The sequence below is a fragment of the Sphingomonas sanguinis genome, from assembly GCF_019297835.1.
Taxonomy (GTDB): Bacteria; Pseudomonadota; Alphaproteobacteria; order Sphingomonadales; family Sphingomonadaceae; genus Sphingomonas; species Sphingomonas sanguinis_D.
The window spans coordinates 3,207,549-3,233,865 of record NZ_CP079203.1; the positions used below are offsets into that span (position 1 = coordinate 3,207,549).

Consider the following 26,317-nt stretch of genomic DNA (forward strand, 5'->3'; position numbering starts at 1 on the left):
TTTCCAGGTCAGATGGTGTTGCATTTTGGCAACACAAGGGGTTGGCGGAATTTCCTGTCCGCAACATGGGATGGCCGTTTCGATAACGAAAGGGTGCGGCGGCAATCCGCGTAAAATCCGTTCGTCGTCGCGGGATTGCGGTCCGCCGCGCGCCCGCTATGCTCCGGCCATACACCGAGTGGGGAGACTCAAACCAATGCGTATCAAGTCCGTGGCGCTGACCGGCGCCGCCGCCCTTGCGTTCGTCCTGCCGGGGCAGGCCGTGACAGCCCAGGCGACCAATGCCGCGAAGGCCGCCGCCCAGCCCGCGCCCGTCTCGGCGCTCGTGAAGGCGGTCGACATCCCCTATCAGACCTTCACGCTGAAGAACGGCTTGCGCGTCGTCGTCCATACCGATCGCAAGGCGCCCGTCGTCGCGGTCAGCGTGTGGTATGACGTCGGGTCGAAGCACGAGCCGAAGGGCAAGACGGGCTTTGCGCATCTGTTCGAGCATCTGATGTTCAACGGCTCGGAAAACGCACCGGGCGATTTCTTCACGCCGCTCAAGTCGGTGGGCGCGACCGACTATAACGGCACCACCTATTTCGACCGGACCAACTATTTCGAGACGGTGCCGACCGCCGCGCTCGATCGTGCGCTGTTCCTGGAATCGGATCGCATGGGCTATCTGCTCGGCGCAGTGACGCAAGGGGTGCTCGACGAGCAGCGCGGCGTCGTCCAGAACGAAAAGCGCCAGGGCGACAACCAGCCCTATGGCCTGACCCAGTATAAGGTGCTGAGCGGCCTGTTCCCCGAAGGGCATCCCTATGCCCATTCGACCATCGGCTCGATGGCCGACCTTGATGCGGCGTCGCTCGACACGGTGAAGGACTGGTTCCGGAGCCATTATGGCCCGAACAATGCCGTGCTGGTGCTGGCGGGCGATATCGACGTCGCCACCGCCAAGCCTTTGGTGGAGAAATATTTCGGCGTGATCCAGCCGGGGCCGAAGAGCGTCCTGCCGACCGTCACCATCCCGACGCTGCCCGCACCGGTCAACGAGGTGATGAAGGACCGCGTGGCGGCCGTCATGATTAGTCGCAACTGGGCGGTGCCGGGGCTGAACGATCCCGAGAGCGCCTCGCTGGTCGTGGCGGGCTCGATCCTGGGCGGGCTCGCCTCGTCGCGGCTCGACAATATTTTGGTCAAGCAGGAAAAGCTGGCGGTGCAGGTGTCGGCGGGCGACCGGCCTTTCTCACAGGTCGGCATGTTCAACATGATGGCGATCGTCCGCCCCGGCGTCGACCCGGCGCTGGTCGACAAGCGGATGGGCGAGATCCTGGCCGACTTCCTAAAGAACGGCCCGACCGCCGACGAGGTGCGGCGCGCCGTGACCCGCTATGTCTCGGGTCGTGTCCAAGGGCTGGAATCGGTCGGCGGCTTCGGCGGCAAGGCGGTGGCGCTGGCCGAGGGGGCGCTCTACTCGAACGATCCGGGCGAGTATAAGAAGCAGTTGCTGGCGATCGCGGCGCAAACGCCCGCCACCGTCAAGGCGGCGGCGGACAAGTGGCTGTCGCGTCCGGCCTATACGCTGACCGTCGTGCCGGGTGCGCGCGATGCCTATGAAGAGGCCAAGGTGCCGCCGCGCGCCGACGTTCCCGCCGCCCCCGATCAGCCCGCCAAGGGCACGCGCGGGGGCCTGCCCGAGGTCGGACAGGTCAAGCCGCTGAGCTTCCCGGCGGTCCAGCGCAGCCGCCTGGCGAACGGGATCGAGCTGATCTACGCGCAGCGGACCGCCGTGCCGGTGACGCAGATCGCGACCTCGTTCGATGCCGGTATCGCCGCCGACGTGCCGGGCAAGCTGGGCACGCAGCGCATGGTGCAGGCGATGCTCGACGAGGGCACCACCCGCCGCAACACCATCGCGATCGCCGAGGAGCAGGAGCGGCTCGGCGCCTCGATCGGGTCGAGCGCGTCGAACGACCGCACCGTCGTCAACCTCGACGTGCCCAGCATCAACCTGGCGCCCGCGCTCGATCTTTATGCCGACATCCTGCGCAATCCGGCCTTCCCCGATCCCGAACTGGCGCGGGTGAAGGCGCAGACGCTGGCCAGCATCAAGCAGGAACTGACCAGCCCGCAGGGGCTGGCGGGCCGTGTCCTGCCGCCCCTCGTCTATGGGCCGACCAGCCCCTATGCCAAGGCGCTGGGTGCGGGTGATCCGGCGGCGGTCGCGGCGATGACCCGCGAACAGCTGATCGCATTCCAGCAGGCCTGGCTGCGTCCCGACAAGGCGAAGATCTTCGTCACCTCGGACCGCCCGCTGGCCGAGATCAAGGCGGCGCTGGACCGCGTGTTCGGCGACTGGAAGGGTAACGGCGCGGCGGGCGTGAAGAACTTCACCGCCGGCCAGCCCTCGGCGCCGAAGATCGTTCTTGTGAACCGACCCGACAGCCCGCAGTCGATCATCCTCGCAGGCGCGCCGACGACGCTGAAGGGCACCGACAATCTGCTGATCCAGAATACCGCCAATGACGCACTGGGCGGCAGCTTCCTGGGCCGGATCAACATGGATCTGCGCGAGAGCAAGCATTGGTCCTACGGCGTCAATGGCGGCTTCCGGACCTCCGAATTCGCAGCGCCCTATATCATGTCGGCACCCGTTCAGGCCGACAAGACCGGCCCGTCGATCGACGCGCTGCGCACCGATGTGGCCGAATTCCTGACCACCAAGCCGATGGACCAGGTCGAATATGATCGCGCGATCACCGGGGCGATTCGCTCGCTGTCGGGCAATTTCGAAACCTCGGATGCGGTGTTGTCTGCGATGCAGGCCAACGACCTGTATCGCCGCCCGGACAATTATTACGCGACGATCACCCAGCGTTATCAGGCGATGACGCTGCCCGAGCTGAACAAGTCGATCCAGGCGGCGTTGAACCCCAAGAGCTTCGTCTGGGTGGTGGTCGGCGATGCCAAGACGGTCAAGCCGCAGCTCGACACGCTGGGCCTGCCCGTCGAGGTGATCGAACCGGCGGCGGTCGTCGCACCCGCCCCGGCGGCGCAATAAGGGAGAGTATCAATGGCCGATATCGACGGGACCTGGAACTGCATCGTGAAGTCGCCGCTGGGCGATCAGGAGATGACGCTGACGGTCACGACCGAGGGCGATCGCTTCACCGGCTCCGGCGGCGGCCAAATGGGCGCGATGGAGATCGAAGGCGACGTGTCCGGCAACACGATCAGCTGGAAGATGTCGATCTCCTCGCCGATGCCGATGACGCTGGATTGCGAAGCGACCGCCGATGGCGACACGCTGACCGGATCGGTCGGTGCGGGCGCGTTCGGCAGCTTCCCACTGTCGGGTACGCGCGCGGGGTGATCTCCGTGGCCTGAGTGGGAAAAGGGCGGTACGTCGGTTGACGGGCCGCCCTTTTTTTGGCGTGGGGCGTGGGCTTCGACTTCGCTCAGCCTGAACGGCATGAGGTATCCATTCCATATCCTGCGGCCGTTCAGGCTGAGCGAAGTCGAAGCCCAAGGGATGACGCCAACGACATAACCGGTTCATTTCCCGCCAAATCCCGTTACCCTGCTCCCGGAAAACCAAAAAGGGGACAGGCATGATAGACCGGCGGCATTTCCTGGGCGGATCGGCGGCACTGGCCGTAGCGGCGGGCAGCGAAGGCGTCGTGGCGCAGAACACCGCGTCGGCCCGACTGACCGCATTGTTCGACACGCTGGTCCAGGAACAGCTCCGCCGCAGCCCGGAGGGCGCGACCAGTCTCGGCCTCGACACCGGCGCCAATGCCGATCTGCGCAGCCAACTCGCCGACCAGTCACCTGCCGGAATCGCCGCCGCAAAGGCTGCGACCCAGGCAGACCTGACCCGGCTGGAGGCGATCGACCCCGCCACCCTGTCGCCCGAGGAACGGATCGACCTCGAATCGATCCTCTACACCCGTCGCTCGGCGCAGGCCGTGCAGGCGTTCGACTTCGGCGGCTATTCCTATGGCCCCAGCCCCTATGTCGTGTCGCAGCTGTCGGGGGCCTATCAATCCGTCCCCGACTTCCTCGACACCAAGCACAAGATCGCCAGCGCGGGCGATACCGACGCCTATCTGATGCGGCTGCGCGCCTTTGCCCGCCAGATCGATGCGCAGACCGACCGGATGCGCCATGACGCCGGGCAGGGCGTGGTGCCGCCCGACTTCATCCTCGACCTCGCGCTCGAACAGATGGGCAAGACGCGCCAGCCCGCCGACCAGGCGCTGGTCGTCCAGTCGCTCGCGCGGCGAACGGCGGAGAAGGGGCTGGGCGATCGCTATGCCGCGCAGGCGACGCAGATCTACGACGCTGAATTACTGCCGGCGCTCGACCGCCAGATCGCCTATGCCAAGGGCTTGCGGGCCAAGGCGACGCATGATGCGGGCGTGTGGAAACTGCGCGAGGGTGCGGCCTATTATCCGGTCGCGCTGAAGGCCAATACCACGACCAGCTTCTCGCCCGACGAGGTGCACCGTTTTGGACGCGATCAGGCGGCGATGCTGTCGGCGCGGCTCGACGCGCTGCTCAGGAAACAGGGCTACACCAAGGGCACGATGGGGGAGCGCATGGCCGCGCTCTACAAGAATCCTGACCAGCTCTATCCCAATACCGATGAGGGCAAGCGCGCCGCCATTGCCTATTGCAACGCCCGGCTCGACGCGATCCGCACCCGCCTGCCGCAGGTGTTCGAGCGGATACCCCCTTATGGTTTCGAGGTGCGCCGCGTGCCGCCGCAGACCGAGGCCGGGGCGGCGGCGGCCTTTGCGCAGGGCCCCGCTATCGACGGCTCGCGTCCCGGCCTGGTCTATTTCAACCTGAAGGACAGCGCCGACTGGCCCAAATTCTGTCTGGCGACGACGGTCTATCATGAAGGGCTGCCGGGGCATCAGATGGAGGGCGGCCTTGCGCTGTCGAACACCCGCCTGCCGCTGATCCGCAAGATCAACGGTTTCTCCGGCTATGGCGAGGGCTGGGCGCTCTATGCCGAGCAGCTGGCGGACGAGATCGGCATGTATGACGACGATCCCCTGGGGCAGCTGGGCTATCTCAAATTCCTGCTGTTCCGCGCCAATCGCTGCGTCGTCGATACCGGGCTGCACCATCTGCGTTGGACCCGCGAACAGGCGATCCGCCACTTCGTCGAGGCCGAGGGCGAGGCGGAGGGTTTCGCCACGCGCGAGGTGGAGCGTTACTGCGTCAATCCCGGCCAGGCGGCGAGCTACAAGCTCGGCCATTCGGTGTTCGTGGACATTCGCGATTCGGCGAAGAGGCAGAAGGGCGACCGCTTCGACCTGAAGGCGTTCCACACCGCCGTCCTGCGCCATGGCCGCGTGCCGCTCGACGTGCTGCGCCGGATCGGGGAGGAATGGGCGCGGGCTTGACCTGAATCAGCATCGCGGTGATCCTCCTTTGCGGGAGAATATCGCGATGCGGGTCAGCGCTTCGATCGGGCTGGACGGGGGGCGGCGGCGAACGGCCGTCATCGCGACGGTAGTGGTTCATGCCCTATTCGTGGCGTTGCTCCTCTGGGGGGCGCCACGGCATCGTCTGATCGATGACTCCGAACGGCCGAGCCTGATGCTGTTCGATCTGCCGCGCCCACCCGAACCGCTTCCCGTCACGGTACCGCCGCCGCCGGTGCTGCCCACCCCGGTCAAGCGCGAAGCCGTTGTCATTCGTTCCACCGCCGGGGGCGGATCGCCGCGTCCGGTACGCGCCGCCCCGGCGGAACAAGCGGCCCCGAAGGCCGTCATGCCCGCGCGGTTCGATACGGTCGACCTGCCCGCTCCTGCGGCGGACATCGGTGCCGAATTGCCGCTGCGGGCCGGCACCGCCATCTCCGACGGTGCGGGGAGCGGCATCGCCAGCGGACGGGGCACGGGCGGCGAGGGGCATGGCACCGGCAATGGACAGGGCAATGGCGACGGTCCGGGGCAGGGGCGGCTACGCTATGCACTGGCCGAATGGATTGAGAAGCCGAGCCAGGCCCTGATCGACGAGGCGTTCCCCCGCATGGCCCGGCATGGCGGGGTCAGCGGCGTGGCGGTGCTTCTCTGCGTCGTGCCGACACCGGGCAAACCCAAAAGCTGCACGGTCGCGGCGGAGCGGCCCAAGGGGCGCGGTTTCGGCGCGGCGGCGTTGGGCCTTTATCCCCAGTTCCGCATCCGGCCGGTGATGAAGGGCAATGAAGTCATCCAGGCCCAGGTGCTGGTGCCCGTGACCTTCACCGTCCGCCGATAGGACTTACCGCACCACCCGCGTGATATGCCCCATCTTGCGGCCGGGCCGCGCCTCGCCCTTGCCGTACAGGTGCAGGTGCGCCCCCTTCTGGGTCAGTGCGCCCTCCCAGGCATCGTCGCCGATCAGGTTTTCCATCTGCACCTGCGCGCCGGTCAGCGCCGTGTCGCCCAGCGGCAGGCCGCAGATCGCGCGGATATGGTTCTCGAACTGCGAGGTTTCGGCGCCCTCGATGGTCCAGTGCCCCGAATTGTGGACGCGCGGCGCCATCTCGTTGAAGACGGGGCCGTTCTCGGTTGCGAAGAACTCGCAGGCGAGTATGCCGACATAGCCCAGCTCCTCGGCGATGCGGATGGCGAGCGCGGCCGCCTCTTCGGCCTGTGCCGCGATCTCGGGCGGCGCGGGCAGTGTCGAGGTGCGCAGGATCGCATCGCGGTGGACATTGTGCGGCGGGTCGTAGCGGACCGTCTGCCCATCCAATCCCCGCGCGATCAGGATCGAGAATTCGTGGCTGAAATGGATGAACCCTTCCAGCACGGCAGGTCCCCCGATCGCCTCGAACGCCGCCGGAGCGTCGGCCATGTCGCGGATCAGCGCCTGACCCTTGCCGTCATAGCCGAAGCGCGTGGTCTTCAGGATGGCGGGGCAGCCGATCCGCTCCAGCGCGGCAGTCAGATCGGCCGCGCAGTTGACCTCGGCCCAGGGGGCAGGGCGGCCGCCGACCTTTTCGACGAAGCTCTTCTCGGCAATCCGGTCCTGCGCGACGCGAAGGGCTGCGGGCGAGGGATGGACGGGCAACCGCTCGGCCAGCCACTCGACCGGCGCGACGTCGACATTCTCGAACTCATAGGTCACGACGTCGCAGGCGGCGACGAAATCGGCGAGCACGACCTTGTTGTGATAGTCGGCGCGGGTCAGCGAGGATGCGGTCTGTGCCGCCACGCTGTCCTCATCGGGGGCCAGGACATGGGTGCGATAGCCGAGCTGCGCGGCGGCCACCGCCAGCATCCGGCCCAGCTGGCCGCCGCCCAGAATCCCGATGGTCGAACCCGGCTTCAACATTTGGCTTACCCTTGCGGATCGTTGGCGACGCTGTCGGTCTGACGCTGGCGCCAGTCCTTCAGACGCTCGGTGAGGCCCTCGTCCGACAGCGACAGGATCGAGGCGGCGAGCAGGCCTGCATTGATCGCCCCCGCCTTGCCGATGGCCAGCGTGCCGACGGGGATTCCGCCGGGCATCTGGACGATCGAGAGCAGGCTATCCATGCCCTTCAATGCCTTGGATTCGACCGGCACGCCCAGCACGGGCAGATGCGTCATCGAGGCGGCCATGCCCGGCAGATGCGCCGCACCGCCCGCGCCCGCGATGATGACCTTGATCCCGCGATCGGCGGCGGTGGTCGCATAGTCGTACAGACGCTGCGGCGTGCGATGTGCGGAGACGACGCGGGTTTCGTGGGGCACGCCCAGCGCCTCGAGCGTCTCGGCGGCGTGCCGCATGGTTTCCCAGTCCGAAGTGGACCCCATGATGATCCCGACCGAAATCATATCCGCTGTTCCGCCTTAGCCCCTGTGGCCCCGGTGCCGGGGGAAGCGGCTGACTAGCGGGGTGGGGCGAGGGGGGCAAGTTTCCGTATGCGTTTCCGTATACCCCGAGCGCATTTTGGCGTGGGCGGGGGCGTGGGCTTCAACTTCCCTATTCCTCCCCTCCAAGGGGAGGGGGACCATGCGAAGCATGGTGGAGGGGTGTCCCCCTCTCGATAGCGGGACACCGCTCCGTCAGGCCTTCGGCCTGCCACCTCCCCTTACAGGGGAGGAATGGAGGCCGAACATTCTCACCGCTCCGACAGATAATAGCGGTCGGTCGGCGTCAGGTCGTTGGCCAGTTCATAGACGATCGGCTGGGCAGTCGGGATCTCGAGACCGGTGATCTCGTCGTCCGGGATGTTCGACAGATGCTTGACCAGCGCGCGCAGCGAGTTGCCGTGCGCCGAGATGAGCACGCGGTTGCCGTCGCGCAGAGCCGGGGCGATGCGCTCGTCCCAATAGGGCAGCACGCGCGCGATCGTGTCCTTCAGGCTCTCGGTCTGGGGAACGTCGATGCCCTTGTAGCGGATGTCGCTCGACACGTCATACTCGCCGCCCGCCTCGGCCGGGGGCGGGGGCACGTCGAAGCTGCGGCGCCAGATCTTCACCTGCTCGTCGCCATGCTTGGCCGCCGTCTCGGCCTTGTCGAGGCCGGTCAGCCCGCCATAATGCCGCTCGTTCAGCCGCCAGTGCTTCTCCGTCGGCAGCCAGAGGCGGCCCATCGTCTCCAGCGCCAGGTTCAGCGTCTTGATCGCGCGGGTCTGGAGGCTGGTGAAGGTCAGGTCGAAGTCGAGGCCCTTCTCCGCCATCATCGCGCCCGCCGCGCGCGCCTCGGCGGCGCCCTGCGCGGTCACGTCGACATCCCACCAGCCGGTAAAGCGATTCTCGAGGTTCCAGGCGGACTGGCCGTGGCGGATCAGGACGAGCTGGGGCATGGAAACTCCTTGATATGGTCAGGCCCGCATAGAGAAACGGGCGGGCGGGGTCGAGGTCAGCCGCGGAAACGGCTTTGCGTGGACGCAGGGTTGGCCTTCAGCACGCGGCCCATCCGTGTCGGTCGGTCGAGCAGTTCGCCGCCGCAATCGGGACAGATCTCGTCCAGCTCGTCGGCGCATTCGGCGCAGAAGGTCGTCTCCAGCGAGCAGATGAACGCGCCGCCCTGGCTCGGGGGCAGGTCCGCGCCGCAGCGCTCGCAATCGGGGCGCATCTCCAGCATCAGGCGGCCACCTCGCGCACCACGTCGCAGATGCGGTCGACAAGGGTTTCGACCTGACGTTTGTCCTCGCCCTCCGCCATCACGCGGATGACGGGCTCGGTGCCCGACGGGCGGATGACCAGGCGGCCGCGCCCGGCCAGCTCGGCCTCGGCGGCGGCGATGACGCCCTGGACCTTCTCATGCTCCAGCGGCTTGCCGCCCGCGAAGCGGACATTCTTGAGCAACTGGGGCAGCGGGTCGAAGCGGTGCAGCACCTCGCTGGCGGGCGCGCCCGCGCGCTTCAGCTCGGCCAGCACCTGGAGCGCGGCGACCAGCCCGTCGCCGGTACGGGCATAGTCGGACAGGATGATATGCCCCGACTGCTCGCCTCCGACATTATAGCCGCGCGTGCGCATCGCCTCGAGCACATGGCGGTCGCCGACCTTGGTGCGGATCAGGCCGAGGCCCTGTGCGGCGAGATGCCGCTCCAGCCCCAGATTGGACATGACGGTGGCGACCAGGCCACCGCCCGCCAGCCGTCCCTCACGGGCATAGCTGGTCGCGATCATCGCCATCAGCTGGTCGCCATCGACCACCGCGCCGGTCTCGTCGACGATGATCAGCCGGTCGGCGTCGCCGTCCAGCGCGATGCCGATGTCCGCGCCGCTGGCCACCACCGTCTCGGCCAGCGTCTGCGGCGCGGTCGAGCCGACGCCGTCATTGATGTTGGTGCCGTTGGGCGTCACGCCGATCGCGACCACATCCGCACCCAGTTCCCACAAGGCGGCGGGCGCGACCTTGTATGCTGCCCCATTTGCGCAGTCGATCACGACGCGCAGCCCGTCCAGACGCAGGTTTTGCGGGAAGGTGGACTTGGCGAAGTGGATATAGCGCCCGGCGGCGTCGTCCACCCGGCGCGCGCGGCCGATCTTGCCCGAGGGGACCAGCGGGACATTCTGCTCGATCAGGTCCTCGATCGCTTCCTCGGCCTCGTCGGACAGCTTGTAGCCGTCCGGGCCGAACAGCTTGATGCCGTTGTCGGCGAAGGGATTATGGCTGGCCGAGATCATCACACCGATATCGGCGCGCATCGAATGGGTCAGCATCGCGACCGCGGGCGTCGGCAGCGGGCCGAGCATGACCACATCCATGCCGACGCTGGTAAAGCCAGCGACCAGCGCCGATTCGAGCATATAGCCCGACAAGCGGGTGTCCTTGCCGATGACGACGCGGTGGCGGTGATCGCCGCGCTGGAAATAGGCACCGGCGGCCATGCCGACCTTCATCGCCATCTCGGCCGTCATGACCGCGCCGTTGGTCGCGCCGCGAATGCCATCAGTGCCGAAATATTTTCTTGCCATGCGGCCAAGTCCCTGCCGGATTAAGAGGATGTGGAACAATCGGGTTGCGCGCATCCTTTAGCGCGACCTTGGCCAAAGCTCCAAATAGGCGAGAACCATCCATGTCGCGCGCGACCCTGATCCTTCTTTGCCTTGCCGCCGGTCTGCTGATCGGCGTGGGGGCGGCGACGCTCGCCCCCGCGATGGCGGCGGGCGCGGTGTTCGTCGCGCGGCCGGTCGGGACCTTGTGGCTGAACGGATTGCAGATGACGGTTATCCCGCTGGTCGTCACGCTCCTCATCACCGGCGTCGCCTCGACCGCGCAGGCCGCACAGGCGGGGCGGATCGCGGGGCGGGCGATCGTGACCTTTCTGGTGCTGGTCACGCTGACCGCGACGATGGCGGCGCTGGTCACGCCAGCCCTGCTGCACCTGTTGCCCATCCCGCGCGAGGCGGCCGCCGCGCTGAAGGCGGCGCTGGGCCATGCCGAGCCGGTCGCGCCGCCGCCGCCGATCGCCGAGTTCGTGACTGGCATCGTGCCGACCAACATCTTCGCTGCCGCCACCAACAATGCGCTGCTGTCGCTGATTCTATTCACCCTGGCCTTCGCCTTTGCGATCACCCGGATCGAGGGTGAGGGGCGGGCGATGCTGCTGCAATTCTTCACCGCGATCCGCGATGCGATGCTGGTGCTGATCGGATGGGTGTTGTGGCTGGCACCTCTGGGCGTCTTCGCGCTGGCCTTTGTCGTGGGCGCGACGGCGGGGGGCGGGGCGTTCGGGGCGCTGGCGCATTACATCACGATCATCGCCAGTATCGGCGTCATCGTGATGCTGATGGCGTACGGCGTGGCGATGCTGGCGGCGCGGGTGCCGCTGTCGCGATTCGCCCGCGCGCTGGCCCCGGCCCAGGCGGTCGCCATCTCGACCCAGAGCTCGCTCGCCAGCCTGCCCGCGATGATCGAGGGGACGAAGACGCTACGCATCGCACCGGCGACCGCAGGCCTCGTCCTGCCGATGGCGGTGGCGATGTTCCGGGGGACCCAGCCCGCGATGAACGTCGCGGTGGCGCTCTATATCGCCGACTGGTTCGGGATCGTGCCCGGCATGGCCTCAGTCGCCGCCGCCGTGGTGGTCGCGATCCTGTGTTCGCTCGGCTCGGCCAGCCTGCCGTCGCAGATCACCTTCTTCGCCTCGATCGCGCCGGTCTGCGTCGCGTTGGGGGTGCCCGCCGCGCCCTTGGGGCTGTTGATCGCAGTGGAGACGATTCCCGACATCTTCCGGACGCTGGGCAATGTCAGCATGGACCTTGCCGCCACCGCGACCGTTTCCCGGGGCAGCCGCACCATCGACGAGGACGTCTCATGAAGTATCGCACGCTCGGCCCCGATTTCGAGGTTTCCGCGCTCGGCCTGGGCTGTATGCCGATGGCCGGTGTCGGCCGGAACATGTATGGCGAGGCGGACGAGGCGGAGAGCATCGCGACCATCCACCGCGCGATCGAGCTGGGCGTGACCCTGTTCGACACCGCCGAAATCTATGGTCCGCTGGTCAATGAGGAGCTGGTCGGCCGCGCCATTCGCGGCAAGCGCGACGCGGTGGTCATCGCGACCAAGTTCGGCTTCCGCTATGACGAGAACGGCATGACCGGCGTGGACTCCACCCCGGCCAATGTCCAGCGCGCGTGCGAGGGTTCGCTCAAGCGGCTGGGCGTCGAGACGATCGATCTGTTCTATCAGCACCGGGTCGACCCCAACGTCCCGATCGAGGAAACGGTCGGCGCGATGGGCCGCTTGGTCGAGCAGGGCAAGGTGCGTCGGCTGGGCCTGTCCGAGGCGAGCGCCGAGACGATCCGCCGCGCCGCCGCTGTCCATCCGATCGCGGCGGTCCAGTCCGAATATTCGCTGTGGGAGCGCGATGTCGAAGCGGACATCCTGCCCGTGGTACGCGAACTGGGCATCGGCTTCGTGCCGTACAGCCCGCTGGGGCGCGGGTTCCTGACCGGGCAGATCACCGCCCGCGAGGACCTGCCGGAGGGGGATTATCGCCGCAACGACCCGCGCTATTCGGAAGAGAATTTCGACCGCAACATGCAGGTCGTCGAGGTGGTGAAGAGCATCGCCGCCGCGCATGAGGCCAGCGTGGCGCAGGTGGCGCTGGCGTGGCTGCTGGCGCAAGGGGACGACATCGTGCCGATCCCCGGTTCCAAGCGGCGCGTGACGCTGGAGGATTCGATGAAGGCGGCGGATTTGACGCTGTCGGCGGAGGAACTCGCCAAGCTCGACGCGGCATCCCCGCGCGGCGGCACGGCCGGGCCGCGTTACGGCGAGAAGGCGATGGCGATGACGCGGCTGTAAGTCGCGCCTCCTACCTCCGTTCAGGCTGAGCGAAGTCGAAGCCCACGCCAGTGCCTATCGACGAGCGTCATCCCGTGCACTTCGACTTCGCTCAGTGCTAACGGCGGTTGGGATGGGCGGCCGGGCATCCATCCCAACCGCCCCGCCCGGATCAATGCGGCTTTTGCTCCAGCCGCGTATCGACCCCCGCCGCCGGTTCGGCCAGTTCCTTGTCCCCCGCCAGCGCGGCTTCGGCCTTCAGCAGGTCGAGATGCATCAGCTTGGCGATGAACGGCGACACGACCAGCACGACCACGCCGATCCCGATCGAGAACCAGCCGATCCGGGTGTAGACGTCGAGCACTTTTTCCGGCCCCGCGCCCTCGCCGCCGGTCGCCTGCGCGATCAGCCCGGCGATGAAGTTGCCCGCCGCCGTCGCCAGGAACCAGGTGCCCATCATGAGACCCGTCATGCTAGGCAGCGACAGCCGCGTCATTGCCGCCAGACCGACCGGCGAGAAACACAGCTCGGCCATGGTGTGGATCAGATAGACGAGGATGACGAAGATCACCGGCGTCGGCATGCCCGCATAGGCGGCCGCACCGGCGACCAGCACCATGAAGCCCGCGCCCACGCCGACCAGGCCGATGCCGAACTTGAACGGCGCGCTCGGCTCCCACCCGCGCTTGCCCAGCACCGTCCACAGCGCCGCGAACAGCGGGGCAAGCAGGATGATGAAGATCGAGTTGACCGACTGGAAGGCCGAGGCGGGGATGGTCCAGCCCAGCAGCGTCCGGTCGACCGAGCGATCGGTATAGAGGTTCAGCGACGACCCCGCCTGCTCGAACAGCGCCCAGAAGAGCGGGCAGAGCGCGATCAGGAAGAGGGCGGCGAAGATGCGATCGCGGTCGACCTTGGGAAGCTGGAACACCGCGCGCCACAGGATGAAGATCACGGTGGCGGCAGCGAAGACGACCAGCAGCGTACCGACCGCATCCTGATGCTGGATCAGCTGCCACACACTCAGCGTCGCGACGATCGCGCCCAGATAGATCAGCCATTCACGCGACAGGCCCGCCACGACCGGCGCCCGCAGCGCAGGCAGCGAGGGGGCTTCGCCCGCGCCGTACAGCTCGCGCTTCAGGGCGATGAAGGCGACCAGGCCCAGCAACATGCCGACACCCGCCGCGCCGAAGCCATAGGCCCAGCCCACCGTCTCGCCCAGCACGCCGCAGACGATCGGCCCCAGCGCGCCGCCCGCATTGATGCCCATGTAGAAGATCGAGAAGGCAGGATCGCGGCGCATGTCGTCACGCGCATAAAGCTGTCCCACCAGCACCGAGATATTGGCCTTCAGGAAGCCGGTGCCGATCACGATCGAGGCGAGGGCCAGGTAGAAGCCCTCTAGATAGGCCCCCGTCGCGCCCTGCGGCCCCTCCATGATCGCGATCAGGATATGGCCGAAGGCGATGAACAGGCCTCCCGCCAGCACCGCGCGTCTCGCCCCCAGATAACGGTCGGCGAGATAGCCGCCGATGACCGGCGTCACATAGACCAGCGAGGTATAGGCGGCATAGGTGCCGAAGGCCGGTTCATCGGCGAACAGGAAATGCTTGGTCAGGTAGAAGACCAGGATGGCGCGCATTCCGTAATAGGAAAAACGCTCCCACATCTCGGTGAAGAACAACAGGAATAGGCCTCGGGGATGCCCCAAAACCGTTTTGCCGCGCGCGGCGGCCTCATACGCAGTCGCCATGCCGGCGTTCACTCCATCGGGATCGCCCCCGGCGCGCCAGCGGCGCACGCGGGGGCGTAATGCTTTGGTAACCTAACGCCAAAGCCACGACTGTAAATATCATGCGCGACGACGTAAGGATCGAAGCCATGACCGACATCGCTTTCAACGACCGCTCGACCCCCCTTTCGCTGCTGGCGACCCGCCGTTCGGGCAAGCCGCGCGACCTGATCGCGCCGGGGCCGCAGCCGGAGGAGCTGGCACAGATGCTGACCATCGCGGCGCGCACGCCCGATCATGGCAAGCTGGCCCCCTGGCGCTTCGTGATCGTACCGACGGAGGCCCGCGCGAAGCTGGCCGAGGTCATCACCGCCGCCTACCGCGCCGAACGGCCGCAGGCGGGCGCGACCGAGATCGCCGCGCTGGAACAGTTCGCGCACCAGGCGCCCGAGCTGGTCGTCGTCCTGTCCAGCCCCCGCACCGACAGCCATATTCCGCTGTGGGAACAGGAATTGTCGGCGGGAGCGGCGTGCATGAACCTGCTCCATGCCGCCCATGCCATGGGCTATGCCGGGGGCTGGCTGACCGGCTGGCCCGCCTTTTCGGACGCGGTGCGCGATGCGTTCGGCGCCGCGCCCGAGCGGATCGTCGGCTTCGTCTTCATCGGCACGCCCGGCCGCCCGCTCGACGAGCGGCCGCGTCCCGACATGGACCGGATCGTCTCGACCTGGCACGGATGAGCCGGGGTTCGGGTGCGGCGGGATTGCAAACGTTATCGGGATCAGGCCTCGACATGGTTTCTCCCATGCTGTATTAACTCGGCATGACAGCTCTTAGCGGCGACGACAGCCCGGTTTACATCCGCCTGCGCGGCACGATCGCGGCGGGCATTCTCAACGGAACCTACCGCACGGGGGACCAGCTTCCCTCGGTGCGCGCGCTGGCCGCCGAACAGGGCGCGAACCCGCTGACCGTCGCCAAGGCCTATCAGAGCTTTCAGGACGACGGTTATGTCGAGGTGCGGCGCGGTGTCGGCATGTTCGTGATGCCCGGCGCGGTCGACCGGCTGCGCGCGGCGGAGCGGCAGAGCTTCCTGTCGGTGCAGTGGCCGCGCATCCGCGACCATATCGAACTGCTGGGCCTCGACCCCGCCGACCTGCTCAACGCCGAGCGCGTCTGACCTTCGGGCGGCGACCCCAGGCGATTAGCCCGGTCGCCGCGACCCAGACGGCGAGCAATCCGGTCAGCGCGGCGAGCGGCCACCAGATCCAGGGCATGCCCTGTCCGCCATGGAACTGGCGGACCCAGGACAGCACCACCGGTTCCGCATGACCGGGCGCGGCGAGCGCCTTGGCGCTGTCGTCGGCGACCTTGACGATGCTCGGTTCGCTACCCTCGAAATGCAGCGTCCAGTCGGGCGAACGCTCGGTCGGCCAGTCGATCGAGCGCAGCGTTCCATGCGTCCAGCCGCTCGCGCTGGCGACGACCCGGTCCACGGACAGGGAGGCGCGGGGGACCGGCGGCGGGGCGGGGCTGGTCTTTGCGCCCGACGTCGGGACCAGCGCCAGGCCGGTCGCGGTCATCGCCAGAACCGGAAGCGCCGACCATAGCCCGACGCGGCGGTGCGCCAGCGTCCACCCTGTTTCGTTGGGTTTGCGCTTGGCGGAGGCCTTGGGCCGCTCGCGCGTCGCCTGTGTCCAGAGGCCGGTCAGGCAGGAGAGAATCAGCCCGACCCCGCCCAGCCCGACGATCCACCGGCCCAGGCCCGACAGGAACAGCCCGTCATGCAGCCGCCGCGCCGCACCGATGACGCCGCCATCCTTCCATGCGCTCGCCAGTACCCGTCCGGTCGGCGGGTCGAGAAACAGCAGCCGCTGCGCGCGGTCGCTGGCTCGGTCGAGCGTCACGACGACCGGCGAAGATCCCTGCTCCAGCGACAGCGCGGCGATCCGTTCGCCGGGGCGCAGGCGGCGATAGGCGGCGTCGACATAACGAGAGGCAGGCTGGCGCTGCTCACCGCTCACCCGGAAGCGGGCGGGGGTGGCGATCCGCTCGAGCATCGGCGCACCAGCAAGAATCGCGCCGGACAGGGCCAAGGCGATCGCGATCAGCCCGATCGCCAGCCCCAGCCAGCGATGGACCCGCACTCCCGTATCGCGAAGGGTAATTCCGGCCACACAAACCCCGAAACAGACGGCGCGCCCTGCCGGAGGCGAAGGGCGGCGTCAATCGGGGAGGGCCATGCTGTTCCATCCCACCCCTCCGTTCAGGCTGAGCGAAGTCGAAGCCCACGCCCAGACCTCGCCCCAAGCACAAAGGTCATCCCTTGGCCTTCGACTTCGCTCAGGCTGAACGGAGGGGTGGGATTTTGTCCGCGCCTCTGCGCGTACAAAATCACCGCCGCAGGAACAACCACGACCGGATCGCACTCGCTAGATTGGGCGGGTCGTCCGCCCCGATCCGCAACGCGTCGATCTCCGCGACCAGCGCCGACAGCGGTAGGCCGTGCGCCACCGCGGCCTCTTCCAGCGCGGTCCAGAAGACCGGTTCCAGACTGATCGAGGTCTGGTGCCCGGCGATGGTGATCGAGCGTTTGACCGGACCGACGAATCCTTCCGCCGGGGCCGCGATCCGGCTCATTCGGTGTCGAACAGGCTGGCCAGCTGCTCGATGATCGTGCCGCCCAGCTGCTCGGCATCCATGATCGTCACCGCGCGCGCATAATAGCGGGTCACGTCATGGCCGATGCCGATCGCGATCAGCTCGACCGGGCTCTTGCTCTCGATCCAGCCGATGACCTGGCGCAAATGCCGCTCCAGATAGCTGCCCGAATTGACCGACAGCGTCGAATCGTCGACCGGCGCACCGTCGGAGATGACCATCAGGATGCGCCGCTCCTCGGGCCGCGCGATCAAGCGGCTATGCGCCCACATCAGCGCCTCGCCGTCGATATTCTCCTTGAGCAGCCCCTCACGCATCATCAGGCCGAGATTGTTGCGCGCGCGCCGCCACGGCTCGTCGGCCTGTTTGTAGACGATGTGGCGGATGTCGTTCAGCCGCCCAGGCTGCGGCGGACGACCGGCCGCCAGCCAGGTCTCGCGACTCTGTCCGCCCTTCCAGGCACGAGTGGTGAAGCCGAGAATCTCAGTCTTCACCCCGCAGCGCTCCAGCGTGCGCGCGAGGATGTCGGCGGAGATGGCGGCGATGCCGATCGGCCGCCCGCGCATCGACCCGGAATTGTCGATCAGCAGGGTGACGACCGTATCGCGGAAATCGGTGTCGCGCTCGATCTTGTAGGACAGCGACTGGCCAGGATTGACCACAACGCGGGCGAGGCGCGCGGCGTCGAGAATGCCTTCTTCCTGGTCGAAATCCCAGGACCGCGACTGTTGTGCCATCAACCGGCGTTGCAAGCGGTTGGCGAGCTTCGACACCGCCGATTGCAGATGCGCCAGCTGCTGGTCGAGATAGCCGCGAAGCCGCGCCAGTTCGTCGGCGTCGCACAGTTCGCCCGCCGCGATCACCTCGTCATATTGGGTGGTCCAAGGCTTATAGTCGAATTGCGACGCCAGATCGTTGAGCGGGCGGTTGGGGCGGGTCGGCTGGCTGCCTTCGTCACCATCCTCGCCGGGTTCGCCGTCGAGATCGTCGAGCGAGTCCTGGCTCTGCTCCTGCGATTCGCCGTCCTCGCTGTCGGAGTCGCGCTTTTCGGCGCGGGCCTCGACCTCGCCTTCGCCCTGGCCCTGTTCGTCGTTATCCTCTTCGCTCTCGTCCTGCTGCTGTTCGTCCTCGCCTTCCTGATCGTCGCCGCCTTCATCGGCCTGATCGGGCTCGGCGGGCGGCTCGGCGAGTTCGAGATCGGCGAGCATCTTGGCGGTCAGCGCCTGGAACGCCTTCTGATCGTCCATCGCGCCCGCCAGCGAATCGAGGTTGGTCGCCCCCTCCAGCCAGTCGCGGACGAGCGCCAAGGCGGGCGCGGTTTCGGCAGGCGAAGGCCGCCCGGTCATCCGTTCCCGCAAGAGGAGCCCCAGCGCGGTCGACAAGGGTACCTCGTCGCGGTTGCGCGCACGGGTCAGCGGGTCGGAGCGCAACCGGACGTCCAGCGCATGGGCGAGATTGTCGCCGATCCCCGCATAGCCCCGCGCACCCAGCGCCTCGATCCGCGCCGTCTCGACCGCGTCATAGACCGCGCGCGCCACCGCCTCGACCGGGGCGGCCTTGGCGTGAAGCGCGGTGTCGTGCAGCTTCAGCCGCAGCGCGAAGGCGTCGGCGAACCCGCGCGCCTCGGCCACCTGTTCGGCGGGCAGTGCGCGGCCGGGCATGGGCACGCGGATATGCTTGCCCGAGGAGGTCGGCGCATCGGCGGTGAAGGCGAGTTCGACCTCCGGCTCCTGCGCGATGGTGCGCGCCGTGCCGCCGAGGACCGCCTTGAACCGGTCGAGAGGGGTTTCGTTGCCCAAGGGGATCAGGCCCGGCCGACGACGCTTTCGGGCAGATCCTTGCCGAAGACGCGCTGATAATATTCCGCCACCAGCGCGCGTTCGTTCTCGTCGCACTTGTTGAGGAAGGACAGGCGGAAGGCAAAGCCCGGATCGCCGAAGATCAGCGTATTCTGCGCCCAGGTGATGACCGTGCGAGGGCTCATCACGGTCGAGATGTCGCCGTTGACGAAGCCCTTGCGGGTCATGTCGGCGACGCGGACCATGTTCTCGACCAGTTGCTTGCCGTCGGGCTTGTCATATTCGCCCGACTTGGCGAGCACGATCTGCGCCTCGGTGACGGCGGGCAGATAGTTGAGCGTGACCACGATGTTCCAGCGGTCCATCTGGCCCTGGTTGATCTGCTGCGTGCCGTGATACAGCCCGCTGGTGTCGCCCAGACCCACCGTGTTGGCGGTGGCGAACAGGCGGAACCACTTGTTCGGGCGGATTACCCGGTTCTGGTCGAGCAGGGTCAGCTTGCCCTCGGTCTCCAGCACGCGCTGGATCACGAACATCACGTCGGGGCGGCCCGCATCATATTCGTCGAAGACGAGCGCGGTCGGGGTCTGGAGCGCCCAGGGGAGCAGGCCCTCACGGAATTCGGTCACCTGCTGCCCGTCCTTCAGGACGATAGCATCGCGGCCGATCAGGTCGATACGGCTGATATGCGCGTCCAGGTTGATACGGATGCACGGCCAGTTGAGGCGGGCGGCGACCTGTTCGATATGGCTCGACTTGCCGGTGCCGTGATAGCCCTGCACCATCACGCGGCGGTTGTGCGCGAAACCGGCCAGGATCGCCAGCGTGGTGTCGGGATCGAACACATAGGCGGGATCGAGATCGGGGACGCGCTCGTCCGACACCGAAAAGGCCGGAACCTCCATATCGGTATCGATGCCGAACAGGTCGCGCACCGACACCATCTTGTCGGGTGCATCGAGAATCGTCGTATCGCGGCTGTCGGGAAGCGTATTCGGGATGTTGGTCATCAGGCCCTCGTCTCGTCGCTCAACGCCTTAAGCCAAGCGCGGCTCCCTACTCAATGGCGGTGATCGCAGGAAATGGGTCTTCCGGCGATTGCGGGGCGACGGCTTCGCGGTCATCCTCCCGCCACCGAATCGCGAGTCGGGACGATGGGCAAGCTGTTCATCTGTCACGCTAAATAAGCGGGTGGGGGGATCATGGCGAATTTCATCTGGTACGAATTGCTGACCGACGACATCGCGGCGGCACAGGATTTCTATGCCCGCGTCATCGGCTGGCAGGTCGGCGACAGCGGCATCGCGGGAATCGACTATCGTATCTTCGCGACTCCCGAGGGCGAGGCCATCGGCGGCCTGATGCAGCGGCCCGAGGGTGCGCCGGGCAAGCCGGTCTGGTTCGGATACCTGCCCGTGGTCGATGTCGACGAGTCGCTGGGCGCCATCGTCGAGGATGGCGGACAGGTGCTGATGCCCGCCTGGACGATGGACGGGGTGGGGCGGATGGCGCTGGTTGCCGATCCGTTGGGCGCGCCCTTCTACATCATGGCGCCGCAGGACCCGCAGCCTTCGCGCGCCTTCGTCGAGCACGGCACCGGCCCGGCGACCGGCCATGTCGTCTGGAACGAGCGGATCGCCAGCGACCCCGACCGGGCGCTGGCCTTTTTCGGGCGGCATTTCGGCTGGAGCCATCAGGGCGGGATGCCGATGGGCGAGCTGGGCGAATATCGCTTCCTGGCCGATGGGCCGGTGATGCTGGGCGCGCTGATGGGCGTGCCGCCGGGGGGAGAGCCGGGCTGGCATTTCTATTTCGCGGTGGGCGATATCGACGCCGCGGCGGCGCGTGTGACCGATGCGGGCGGTACGATCGAGTTCGGGCCGATGGAAATTTCGGGCGGGGACTATTCGCTGTCCGCCCGCGACCCGCAGGGCGCACGATTCGGACTGGTCGGGCCGAGGAAGTAATGATCCTCCCCTGTAAGGGGAGGGGGACCAGCGAAGCTGGTGGAGGGGTGTCCCCGCTGATGGTGACACCCCTCCGTCAGTCCTGCGGACTGCCACCTCCCCTTACAGGGGAGGAATTAGGGGTCACGCGAATGCGGGTGCCTGGCGTAACTGCTGATACGCCGCGATGACCTTTTGCAGCCGCCCTTCGTGGCTCCGATCCCCGCCATTGCGGTCGGGGTGATAGCGTCGCACCAGTTCGCTATAGCGCCGCCGCAGCATCCCGCGATCGGCATCCGCCTCCAGCCCCAGCACCTTCAGGCTCTCGCGGTCCTGGCCCGACAGCGGCTTGCCGTCCTTGCGCTCGGGCGCGGCCTCCCGGCGATAGCGTGCGGCGATGGCATCCAGGGGATCGGAGAAATCGGCCCAGCGCGGGCCCGGATCGGTGCCGCCTTGCGCAAAGGCCCGCGTCTCGCGCTCCCAGCCCGCATAGGGGCGCTGGGCGCGGTGAATCTCGTCGGCGCTCATCCCGTCGAAGAAATTATAGCGGCTGTTGAACGCGCGGACATGCTCCAGGCAGAACCAGCGGAACTGGCCCGGCCCGTCGCCGCTGCGCGCACCTTCGGGCGGGGGCGCGCGAAATTCGCCCGCTTCCTGGCATCCGGCATGGTCGCAGGCGCGGCCGGTGTTTTCGACCCGGCCGTGAAAACGCGGGCTGGGTTTGTCCTTGGGTGTTTCGCTGCTCGACCGACGCGCCACGGCTATCCGCTTGTCCCGAAAAACCGTCTATATAGGGGCCATGACCGATATCACCACCGCTCCAGTCGCCGATCAGATCACCGCCCGCCTGACCCAGACGCTGGCCCCTACCCATCTGGAAGTCATCAACGAAAGCGCGATGCATCGCGGCCATCTGGGCGATGACGGCACGGGCGAGAGCCATTTTCGCGTCATCGTCGAATCGCCCGCTTTCTCCGGCCAGTCGCGCGTCGCCCGACAGCGGATGGTGAACCACGCGCTCGCCGATCTGTTGTCCGAGCGCATCCACGCGCTGGCGATCAGCGCGAAGGCGCCCGGAGAATAAGCATATGCCCTATGATCTGTGGTACTGGCCCGGCCTGCCGGGACGCGGTGAGTTCGTCCGGCTGACGCTGGAGGCCGCAGGTCTGCCCTACCGCGATCGGGGCGTGGAGGAGGGCACGGAGGCGTTGCTCGCCGATATGCGCAAGGGCGCGCATCTACCCTTCGCACCGCCGTATCTGCGCACCGAAGGCCAGGCGATCGCGCAGGTCGCCAACATCCTCCACTGGCTGACCGAACGGCACGATCTGGCGCCGGTAGGTGACCGCGTCTGGCTGGATCAGCTGCAACTGACGATCAGCGATATGGTGGCCGAGGTGCACAACGTCCATCACCCGGTCGCGATGATGGCCTATTACCACGAACAGAAGCCGGAGGCCGCGCGCGCCGCCGAACAGTTCCGTGCGGAGCGGTTGCCGAAATTCCTCGGCTATTTCGAGGATGCGTTGGGCGACCGCGATTGGATGGCGGGCGGGCGCTGGTCGCCCGTCGACACCTCACTGTTCCAGGTGATCGCGGGGCTGCGCTATATGTTTCCCCGGCGGATGGCGGCGGTCGAGGACGAGTATCCCGCGCTCGTCGGCTTGCACGACCGCGTGAAAGCCCTGCCGGGCATCGCCGCCTATCTGGACAGCGAGCGGCGACAGGCGTTCAATGAGGACGGAATTTTCCGCCATTATCCGGAGCTTGACGCCGAATGACCCGCTTGCCCCGTCCCGCCGCGCGCATCCTGCTGGTCGATGCGGTGGGCCGGACCCTGATGTTCCGCTTCACCCCCGATGATCGCCCGCCCTTCTGGTGCACGCCCGGCGGCGCGGTCGATCCGGGCGAGAGTTACGAACAGGCCGCGCGCCGCGAGTTGCTGGAGGAAACCGGGCTGGACCGCGATTGCGGGCCGCAGGTCGCGCGGCGGCAGGTCGAGTTCCTGACCATCGAGGGTGTCGAGGTCGAGGCGGACGAGCGTTACTTCCGCGTCGACATCGATGCGCATGAGGTGAACGGCGCGGGCCACACCGCCCTCGAACAGCGGGTGATGCAGAGCTGGCGCTGGTTCACACGCGACGAGCTGGCCGCGCACACCGAACCCTATTTCCCGACCGACCTGATCGAGCTGCTCGCCGCGACGGAGCCGGCCCCCACGGAGCAACCCCATGTTTGACGATTTCCTGCTGCGCACGCTGCAACCCTCCAGCCATGATCTGGGCGGGTTCAAGGTCCACCGCACGCTGCCCAACAAGGAGCGGACGATGGTCGGCCCCTTCATCTTCTTCGACCAGATGGGGCCGGCGCAGCTGCTGCCCGGTTCGGGGATTGACGTGCGGCCGCATCCGCATATCAACCTGTCGACCGTTACCTATCTGTTCGACGGCGCGATCGGGCATCGCGATTCGCTGGGCAGCGATCTGGTCATCGAGCCGGGGGCGGTGAACCTGATGACGGCGGGCAGCGGCATAGTCCATTCCGAACGCTCCCCCGGCGAGGTCCGGCCGCAGGGGCCGACGCTGTCGGGCATCCAGACCTGGCTGGCGATGCCCGAGGCGCAGGAGGAAATCGACCCGGCCTTCGAACATATCCCCGCCGAGGCGCTGCCGGAGATTCAGGGGCAGGGTGCTACCGCGCGGGTCATCATGGGCGAACTCTGGGGACAACGCGCGCCGACGACCACCTATGCGGGCACCATCTATGCCGACATCGCGCTGGAGCCGGGCGGGAGCATCCCCATCGATTCGTCCGCCGAGGAACGTGCCGTCTATTGCGCGCTGGGCGAGGCGAGCCTGGAGGGCATGACGCTGGAGCCGCAGCGGCTCTATATCCTGAAGCCGGGCATCGCGGCGACCTTGCGGTCCGAAAGTGGTGGCCGGGTCATGCTGTGCGGGGGCGATGCCTTCACGACGCCGCGGCATGTGTGGTGGAACTTCGTATCCTCCCGTCGCGAGCGGATCGAGGAAGCCAAGCGGGCTTGGCGCGCGCGAGAGTTTCCGACCGTGCCGGGGGATGATCTGGAGCGGATCGAGATTCCGGAGATTCCGAAGACTGTCAGCTATCCGTGAGGGGGGTGGGGAGGCCTAAAGGGCAAGGGCCACAGGCCGTTCCCTCTGCGAGGCGCCTTACCCTCCCCCAGCCCCTCCCGCCTGCGGGAGGGGAGTGATTGGGGCGTGGGATCGGGGTCCGGAATACCAAACCCCGTTCAGCCTGAGCGAAGTCGAAGGCCACGGGCTAACATCAGACACACAAAAACAGTCCGTCAAACAACGAACCGCTAAAGCACCATCAATTTAGGAAAAAATGGTGCCCAAGGGCGGGATCGAACCACCGACACTGCGATTTTCAGTCGCATGCTCTACCAACTGAGCTACTTGGGCCCACACCGCGATTGCGATTGGAGGCGTGCCTTTACGGGTGGCTTTCGCCGGTGTCCAGCCCCTCTTCGTCATTTTCTTTGACCGGAATGCGATAACCTTCGCCCAGCCATTGCAGCAGGTCGCGATCCTTGCACCCGCGCGAACAGAAGGGGGCGTGTTCGGCGGCGGTCGGTTTGTCGCAGATCGGGCAGGTGGTCATGAGCGTTCCAATAGCAGGGGACGGCCGGTGCGGCGTTCCAGCGCCGCGCGCCAGTCGGGATTCGCCATCAACCGGTCATGCACGGGGCCGGAGACGCGATAGGTCGGCGCAGGACCGGGCGGCTCGCGTTCCCAAAGCCGGAGCAGCGCGCGCGCACGGGCGCCGACGGGGTCGATGCCCAGGCGCTCAGGGATCGAGGCGCGGGGGCGCGGGCGGACGATCTGGAGAAAGCCGAACCCGTTGACCGCCGTCCGCTCGAAGGGGAGGGGGAGGGCGGCATCCAGCGCCTCGGCCACGGCCTGGCGCGGTCCCTTGCCCTCCAGCGTGGGGAAATCGATGCCGATCGACCCACCGATGCCGTGGCGCAGGATCGCCTCCGCCACGGCCCGCGCGGCGGCGATCGACAGCGGTTCGTGCGGGGGCGAGCCGTCGACGTCGAACAGCGTCATCGCCGGGGTCGGCGTCATGCGCAGCACGCCCGCGCCGAATCCGATCTCGCCCGTCACCGCCTCGTCGAGCAGTTCGGACCAGCCTGCCGCTTCCAGATCGTCTGGTTGATGCGGCAGCGACTCGCGCACGGGCAGCCCGCTCGCGGCGATTCGCGCGTGTAGATCGGGGCCGGGGGCAGGGCGCGCGTCTTCGGGGGCGAATTGCGCCTTGGGCAGCTTGGCGCGGCCGCGTTCGGGAATCGCCTCGCGCGTGACGATGACCGTCAGCGCCGACCCTTGCGTCATGCCCTTTGGCACCGGCGCCAGCAGCACGTCGCCGCCCTGCGCCAACGTCACCCGACCCTGCCGGCCGGGCAGCAGCTCGACCAGCCGCCCCTCGGCCACCGTACCGACGCTCAGCGTGTCCGTCAGCTCGATCGCGGCCCGGACGATGCGGCCGTCCTCGACCAGCGCGGCGCGCGCCTCGCCGATACCGGCCTCATAGAGCCATTCAGACAAGCGGCAGTCCGGTGGCTTTCAACAGGGCGCGGGTTTCGAACAGCGGCAGACCGATGACGCCGGAATGCGAGCCTTGCAGGAATCGCACGAACGCCTCGGCGCGGCCCTGGATGGCATAGCCCCCGGCTTTGCCCAGCCCTTCGCCGCACGCGATGTACGCGTCGATCTCGTCGTCGGAGAGCGGCTTGAACGCCACGATGGTGTCGGCCAGCCGGGTGCGTGCCTTGCCGGTGGCGTCGATGACGCACACGGCGGACAGCGCATGGTGCCGCCGCCCGGACATCAGGCGCAGCAGCTTGCGTTGTACGTCCTCGGTCTCGGCGGGGGGCAGGATGCGGCGGCCCAGCGCGATGGTGGTGTCGCCCGCGATGACGATCTCACCCTCTGCACGGTCAACCGCGTGCGCCTTTTCCACCGCCAGCCGCAGCGCGTAGACGCGGGGAGGCTCGGCAGGGCGGGGGGCTTCATCGATGTCGGGCGATGCGATGCGGTCGGGCACGACTCCCAGCCGCGCCAGCAGATCGCGGCGGCGCGGGGAGGAGGATGCAAGGACGATCGGCATAGGGGGCCGGTCGCTCACTTGAAGCGGTAGGTGATCCGGCCCTTGGTCAGGTCGTACGGCGTCAGCTCGACGAGCACTTCGTCGCCAACCAGCACGCGGATGCGATTCTTGCGCATCTTGCCCGCCGTATGCCCCAGGATCTCGTGATCATTCTCGAGCTGGACGCGGAACATCGCGTTGGGGAGGAGTTCCACCACGCGGCCGCGCATCTCGAGCAGTTCTTCCTTGGCCAAAAAATACCTCGGTTCGTCGTGTTATAGGGTATGTCGAAGAGGCGCCGCCATAGCCGCAATGGCTTCAAAAGGAAA

The 26,317-nt window shown here is 67.3% G+C and carries 28 protein-coding genes and 1 tRNA gene; 13 read left to right on the forward strand and 16 right to left on the reverse strand.

The window, feature by feature from the left end; all coding sequences use genetic code 11:
- Positions 1 to 196 precede the first annotated feature (196 nt).
- From KV697_RS14995 to KV697_RS15010, 4 genes are all read left to right on the forward strand, one after another.
- On the forward strand, positions 197 to 3,049 hold the full coding sequence (locus tag KV697_RS14995) for a M16 family metallopeptidase (RefSeq protein ID WP_219018877.1): 2,853 nt from the start codon (positions 197 to 199) through the stop codon (positions 3,047 to 3,049).
- Between the two features lie 12 nt (positions 3,050 to 3,061).
- Entirely contained in the window at positions 3,062 to 3,361 is a 300-nt protein-coding gene (locus tag KV697_RS15000; protein ID WP_219018878.1) for a hypothetical protein, read from the forward strand.
- Positions 3,362 to 3,599: 238 nt separating this feature from the next.
- On the forward strand, positions 3,600 to 5,405 hold the full coding sequence (locus KV697_RS15005; RefSeq protein ID WP_219018879.1) for a DUF885 domain-containing protein: 1,806 nt from the start codon (positions 3,600 to 3,602) through the stop codon (positions 5,403 to 5,405).
- Positions 5,406 to 5,451: 46 nt separating this feature from the next.
- Positions 5,452 to 6,264: an energy transducer TonB gene (locus tag KV697_RS15010; protein ID WP_219018880.1), complete on the forward strand. Its 813-nt coding sequence runs from the start codon at positions 5,452 to 5,454 to the stop codon at positions 6,262 to 6,264.
- 3 nt (positions 6,265 to 6,267) lie between these two features.
- Here the strand turns inward: KV697_RS15010 and KV697_RS15015 are convergent, their stop codons facing one another.
- The 5 genes from KV697_RS15015 to glmM all read right to left on the reverse strand — a co-directional run bounded on the left by KV697_RS15015 (position 6,268) and on the right by glmM (position 10,403).
- Positions 6,268 to 7,323: a 5-(carboxyamino)imidazole ribonucleotide synthase gene (locus tag KV697_RS15015; RefSeq protein ID WP_219018881.1), complete on the reverse strand. Its 1,056-nt coding sequence runs from the start codon at positions 7,321 to 7,323 to the stop codon at positions 6,268 to 6,270.
- Positions 7,324 to 7,328: 5 nt separating this feature from the next.
- The gene (purE, locus tag KV697_RS15020; protein ID WP_257575361.1) at positions 7,329 to 7,787 is read right to left on the reverse strand and encodes a 5-(carboxyamino)imidazole ribonucleotide mutase; all 459 of its coding nucleotides are present in this window, start codon (positions 7,785 to 7,787) and stop codon (positions 7,329 to 7,331) included.
- Between the two features lie 308 nt (positions 7,788 to 8,095).
- Complete coding sequence (gpmA, locus tag KV697_RS15025) at positions 8,096 to 8,782, reverse strand: 2,3-diphosphoglycerate-dependent phosphoglycerate mutase (RefSeq protein WP_219018883.1); 687 nt, start codon at positions 8,780 to 8,782, stop codon at positions 8,096 to 8,098.
- A 56-nt stretch (positions 8,783 to 8,838) separates the two neighbouring features.
- Positions 8,839 to 9,063, reverse strand: a complete 225-nt coding sequence (locus tag KV697_RS15030; RefSeq protein WP_219018884.1) for a DUF1272 domain-containing protein — start codon at positions 9,061 to 9,063, stop codon at positions 8,839 to 8,841.
- Positions 9,063 to 10,403 carry a phosphoglucosamine mutase gene (gene glmM, locus KV697_RS15035; RefSeq protein WP_219018885.1) on the reverse strand — a complete coding sequence of 447 codons (1,341 nt, stop codon included), beginning with the start codon at positions 10,401 to 10,403 and terminating at the stop codon, positions 9,063 to 9,065. The genes KV697_RS15030 and glmM overlap by 1 nt, the downstream gene beginning before the upstream one ends.
- A gap of 101 nt (positions 10,404 to 10,504) precedes the next feature.
- On the opposite strand from glmM, the gene KV697_RS15040 reads away from it, so the two are divergent.
- Positions 10,505 to 11,749 (forward strand): dicarboxylate/amino acid:cation symporter, encoded by a 1,245-nt coding sequence (locus KV697_RS15040; protein ID WP_219018886.1) that lies wholly within the window; start codon positions 10,505 to 10,507, stop codon positions 11,747 to 11,749.
- On the forward strand, positions 11,746 to 12,738 hold the full coding sequence (locus KV697_RS15045) for an aldo/keto reductase (protein WP_219018887.1): 993 nt from the start codon (positions 11,746 to 11,748) through the stop codon (positions 12,736 to 12,738). The genes KV697_RS15040 and KV697_RS15045 overlap by 4 nt, the downstream gene beginning before the upstream one ends.
- A gap of 151 nt (positions 12,739 to 12,889) precedes the next feature.
- On the opposite strand, the gene KV697_RS15050 is transcribed toward KV697_RS15045, so the two are convergent.
- On the reverse strand, positions 12,890 to 14,473 hold the full coding sequence (locus KV697_RS15050; protein WP_219018888.1) for a peptide MFS transporter: 1,584 nt from the start codon (positions 14,471 to 14,473) through the stop codon (positions 12,890 to 12,892).
- A gap of 128 nt (positions 14,474 to 14,601) precedes the next feature.
- Between KV697_RS15050 and KV697_RS15055 the strand changes: the two genes are divergently transcribed.
- Both KV697_RS15055 and KV697_RS15060 read left to right on the forward strand, forming a co-directional pair.
- Positions 14,602 to 15,192 (forward strand): nitroreductase family protein, encoded by a 591-nt coding sequence (locus KV697_RS15055; protein ID WP_219018889.1) that lies wholly within the window; start codon positions 14,602 to 14,604, stop codon positions 15,190 to 15,192.
- An 83-nt stretch (positions 15,193 to 15,275) separates the two neighbouring features.
- Complete coding sequence (locus tag KV697_RS15060; protein ID WP_219018890.1) at positions 15,276 to 15,632, forward strand: GntR family transcriptional regulator; 357 nt, start codon at positions 15,276 to 15,278, stop codon at positions 15,630 to 15,632.
- Here the strand turns inward: KV697_RS15060 and KV697_RS15065 are convergent.
- The 4 genes from KV697_RS15065 to cobS form a co-directional block, all read right to left on the reverse strand.
- Positions 15,613 to 16,629 carry a PepSY-associated TM helix domain-containing protein gene (locus KV697_RS15065; protein WP_219018891.1) on the reverse strand — a complete coding sequence of 339 codons (1,017 nt, stop codon included), beginning with the start codon at positions 16,627 to 16,629 and terminating at the stop codon, positions 15,613 to 15,615. The two genes, KV697_RS15060 and KV697_RS15065, sit on opposite strands and share 20 nt — an antisense overlap.
- Positions 16,630 to 16,846: 217 nt before the next feature.
- Positions 16,847 to 17,092 carry a ribbon-helix-helix domain-containing protein gene (locus tag KV697_RS15070; RefSeq protein ID WP_219018892.1) on the reverse strand — a complete coding sequence of 82 codons (246 nt, stop codon included), beginning with the start codon at positions 17,090 to 17,092 and terminating at the stop codon, positions 16,847 to 16,849.
- Positions 17,089 to 18,912 (reverse strand): cobaltochelatase subunit CobT, encoded by a 1,824-nt coding sequence (gene cobT / locus KV697_RS15075; protein ID WP_219018893.1) that lies wholly within the window; start codon positions 18,910 to 18,912, stop codon positions 17,089 to 17,091. Before cobT ends, KV697_RS15070 begins: the two co-directional genes overlap by 4 nt.
- Positions 18,913 to 18,917: 5 nt before the next feature.
- A complete protein-coding gene (gene cobS / locus KV697_RS15080) occupies positions 18,918 to 19,922 on the reverse strand; it encodes a cobaltochelatase subunit CobS (RefSeq protein ID WP_056432053.1) in 1,005 nt (334 codons plus the stop codon).
- Between the two features lie 192 nt (positions 19,923 to 20,114).
- Here cobS and KV697_RS15085 point away from each other — a divergent pair, with 192 nt between their 5' ends.
- Positions 20,115 to 20,879 carry a VOC family protein gene (locus tag KV697_RS15085; RefSeq protein ID WP_219018894.1) on the forward strand — a complete coding sequence of 255 codons (765 nt, stop codon included), beginning with the start codon at positions 20,115 to 20,117 and terminating at the stop codon, positions 20,877 to 20,879.
- Between the two features lie 123 nt (positions 20,880 to 21,002).
- On the opposite strand, the gene KV697_RS15090 is transcribed toward KV697_RS15085, so the two are convergent.
- Entirely contained in the window at positions 21,003 to 21,617 is a 615-nt protein-coding gene (locus KV697_RS15090; protein WP_219018895.1) for a J domain-containing protein, read from the reverse strand.
- Between the two features lie 40 nt (positions 21,618 to 21,657).
- Between KV697_RS15090 and KV697_RS15095 the strand changes: the two genes are divergently transcribed.
- Genes KV697_RS15095 through KV697_RS15110 form a run of 4 tightly spaced genes read left to right on the forward strand, consistent with a single transcriptional unit; the run spans position 21,658 to position 23,989 of the window.
- Positions 21,658 to 21,942 carry a BolA family protein gene (locus KV697_RS15095; protein WP_219018896.1) on the forward strand — a complete coding sequence of 95 codons (285 nt, stop codon included), beginning with the start codon at positions 21,658 to 21,660 and terminating at the stop codon, positions 21,940 to 21,942.
- A gap of 4 nt (positions 21,943 to 21,946) precedes the next feature.
- On the forward strand, positions 21,947 to 22,639 hold the full coding sequence (locus tag KV697_RS15100; RefSeq protein ID WP_219018897.1) for a glutathione S-transferase: 693 nt from the start codon (positions 21,947 to 21,949) through the stop codon (positions 22,637 to 22,639).
- Complete coding sequence (locus tag KV697_RS15105) at positions 22,636 to 23,097, forward strand: NUDIX hydrolase (protein ID WP_219018898.1); 462 nt, start codon at positions 22,636 to 22,638, stop codon at positions 23,095 to 23,097. Before KV697_RS15100 ends, KV697_RS15105 begins: the two co-directional genes overlap by 4 nt.
- The gene (locus tag KV697_RS15110) at positions 23,090 to 23,989 is read left to right on the forward strand and encodes a pirin family protein (RefSeq protein ID WP_219018899.1); all 900 of its coding nucleotides are present in this window, start codon (positions 23,090 to 23,092) and stop codon (positions 23,987 to 23,989) included. The genes KV697_RS15105 and KV697_RS15110 overlap by 8 nt, the downstream gene beginning before the upstream one ends.
- Before the next feature lie 236 nt (positions 23,990 to 24,225).
- Here KV697_RS15110 and KV697_RS15115 read toward each other — a convergent pair.
- The 5 genes from KV697_RS15115 to infA form a co-directional block, all read right to left on the reverse strand.
- A tRNA-Phe gene (locus KV697_RS15115) sits at positions 24,226 to 24,301 on the reverse strand.
- A 31-nt stretch (positions 24,302 to 24,332) separates the two neighbouring features.
- Complete coding sequence (locus KV697_RS15120; RefSeq protein ID WP_219018900.1) at positions 24,333 to 24,500, reverse strand: DNA gyrase inhibitor YacG; 168 nt, start codon at positions 24,498 to 24,500, stop codon at positions 24,333 to 24,335.
- Positions 24,497 to 25,447: a ribonuclease gene (locus KV697_RS15125; protein ID WP_219018901.1), complete on the reverse strand. Its 951-nt coding sequence runs from the start codon at positions 25,445 to 25,447 to the stop codon at positions 24,497 to 24,499. The genes KV697_RS15120 and KV697_RS15125 overlap by 4 nt, the downstream gene beginning before the upstream one ends.
- A complete protein-coding gene (locus tag KV697_RS15130) occupies positions 25,440 to 26,009 on the reverse strand; it encodes a Maf family protein (protein ID WP_219018902.1) in 570 nt (189 codons plus the stop codon). The genes KV697_RS15125 and KV697_RS15130 overlap by 8 nt, the downstream gene beginning before the upstream one ends.
- 14 nt (positions 26,010 to 26,023) lie before the next feature.
- Positions 26,024 to 26,242: a translation initiation factor IF-1 gene (gene infA, locus KV697_RS15135; protein ID WP_007403889.1), complete on the reverse strand. Its 219-nt coding sequence runs from the start codon at positions 26,240 to 26,242 to the stop codon at positions 26,024 to 26,026.
- Between the last annotated feature and the right edge of the window lie 75 nt (positions 26,243 to 26,317).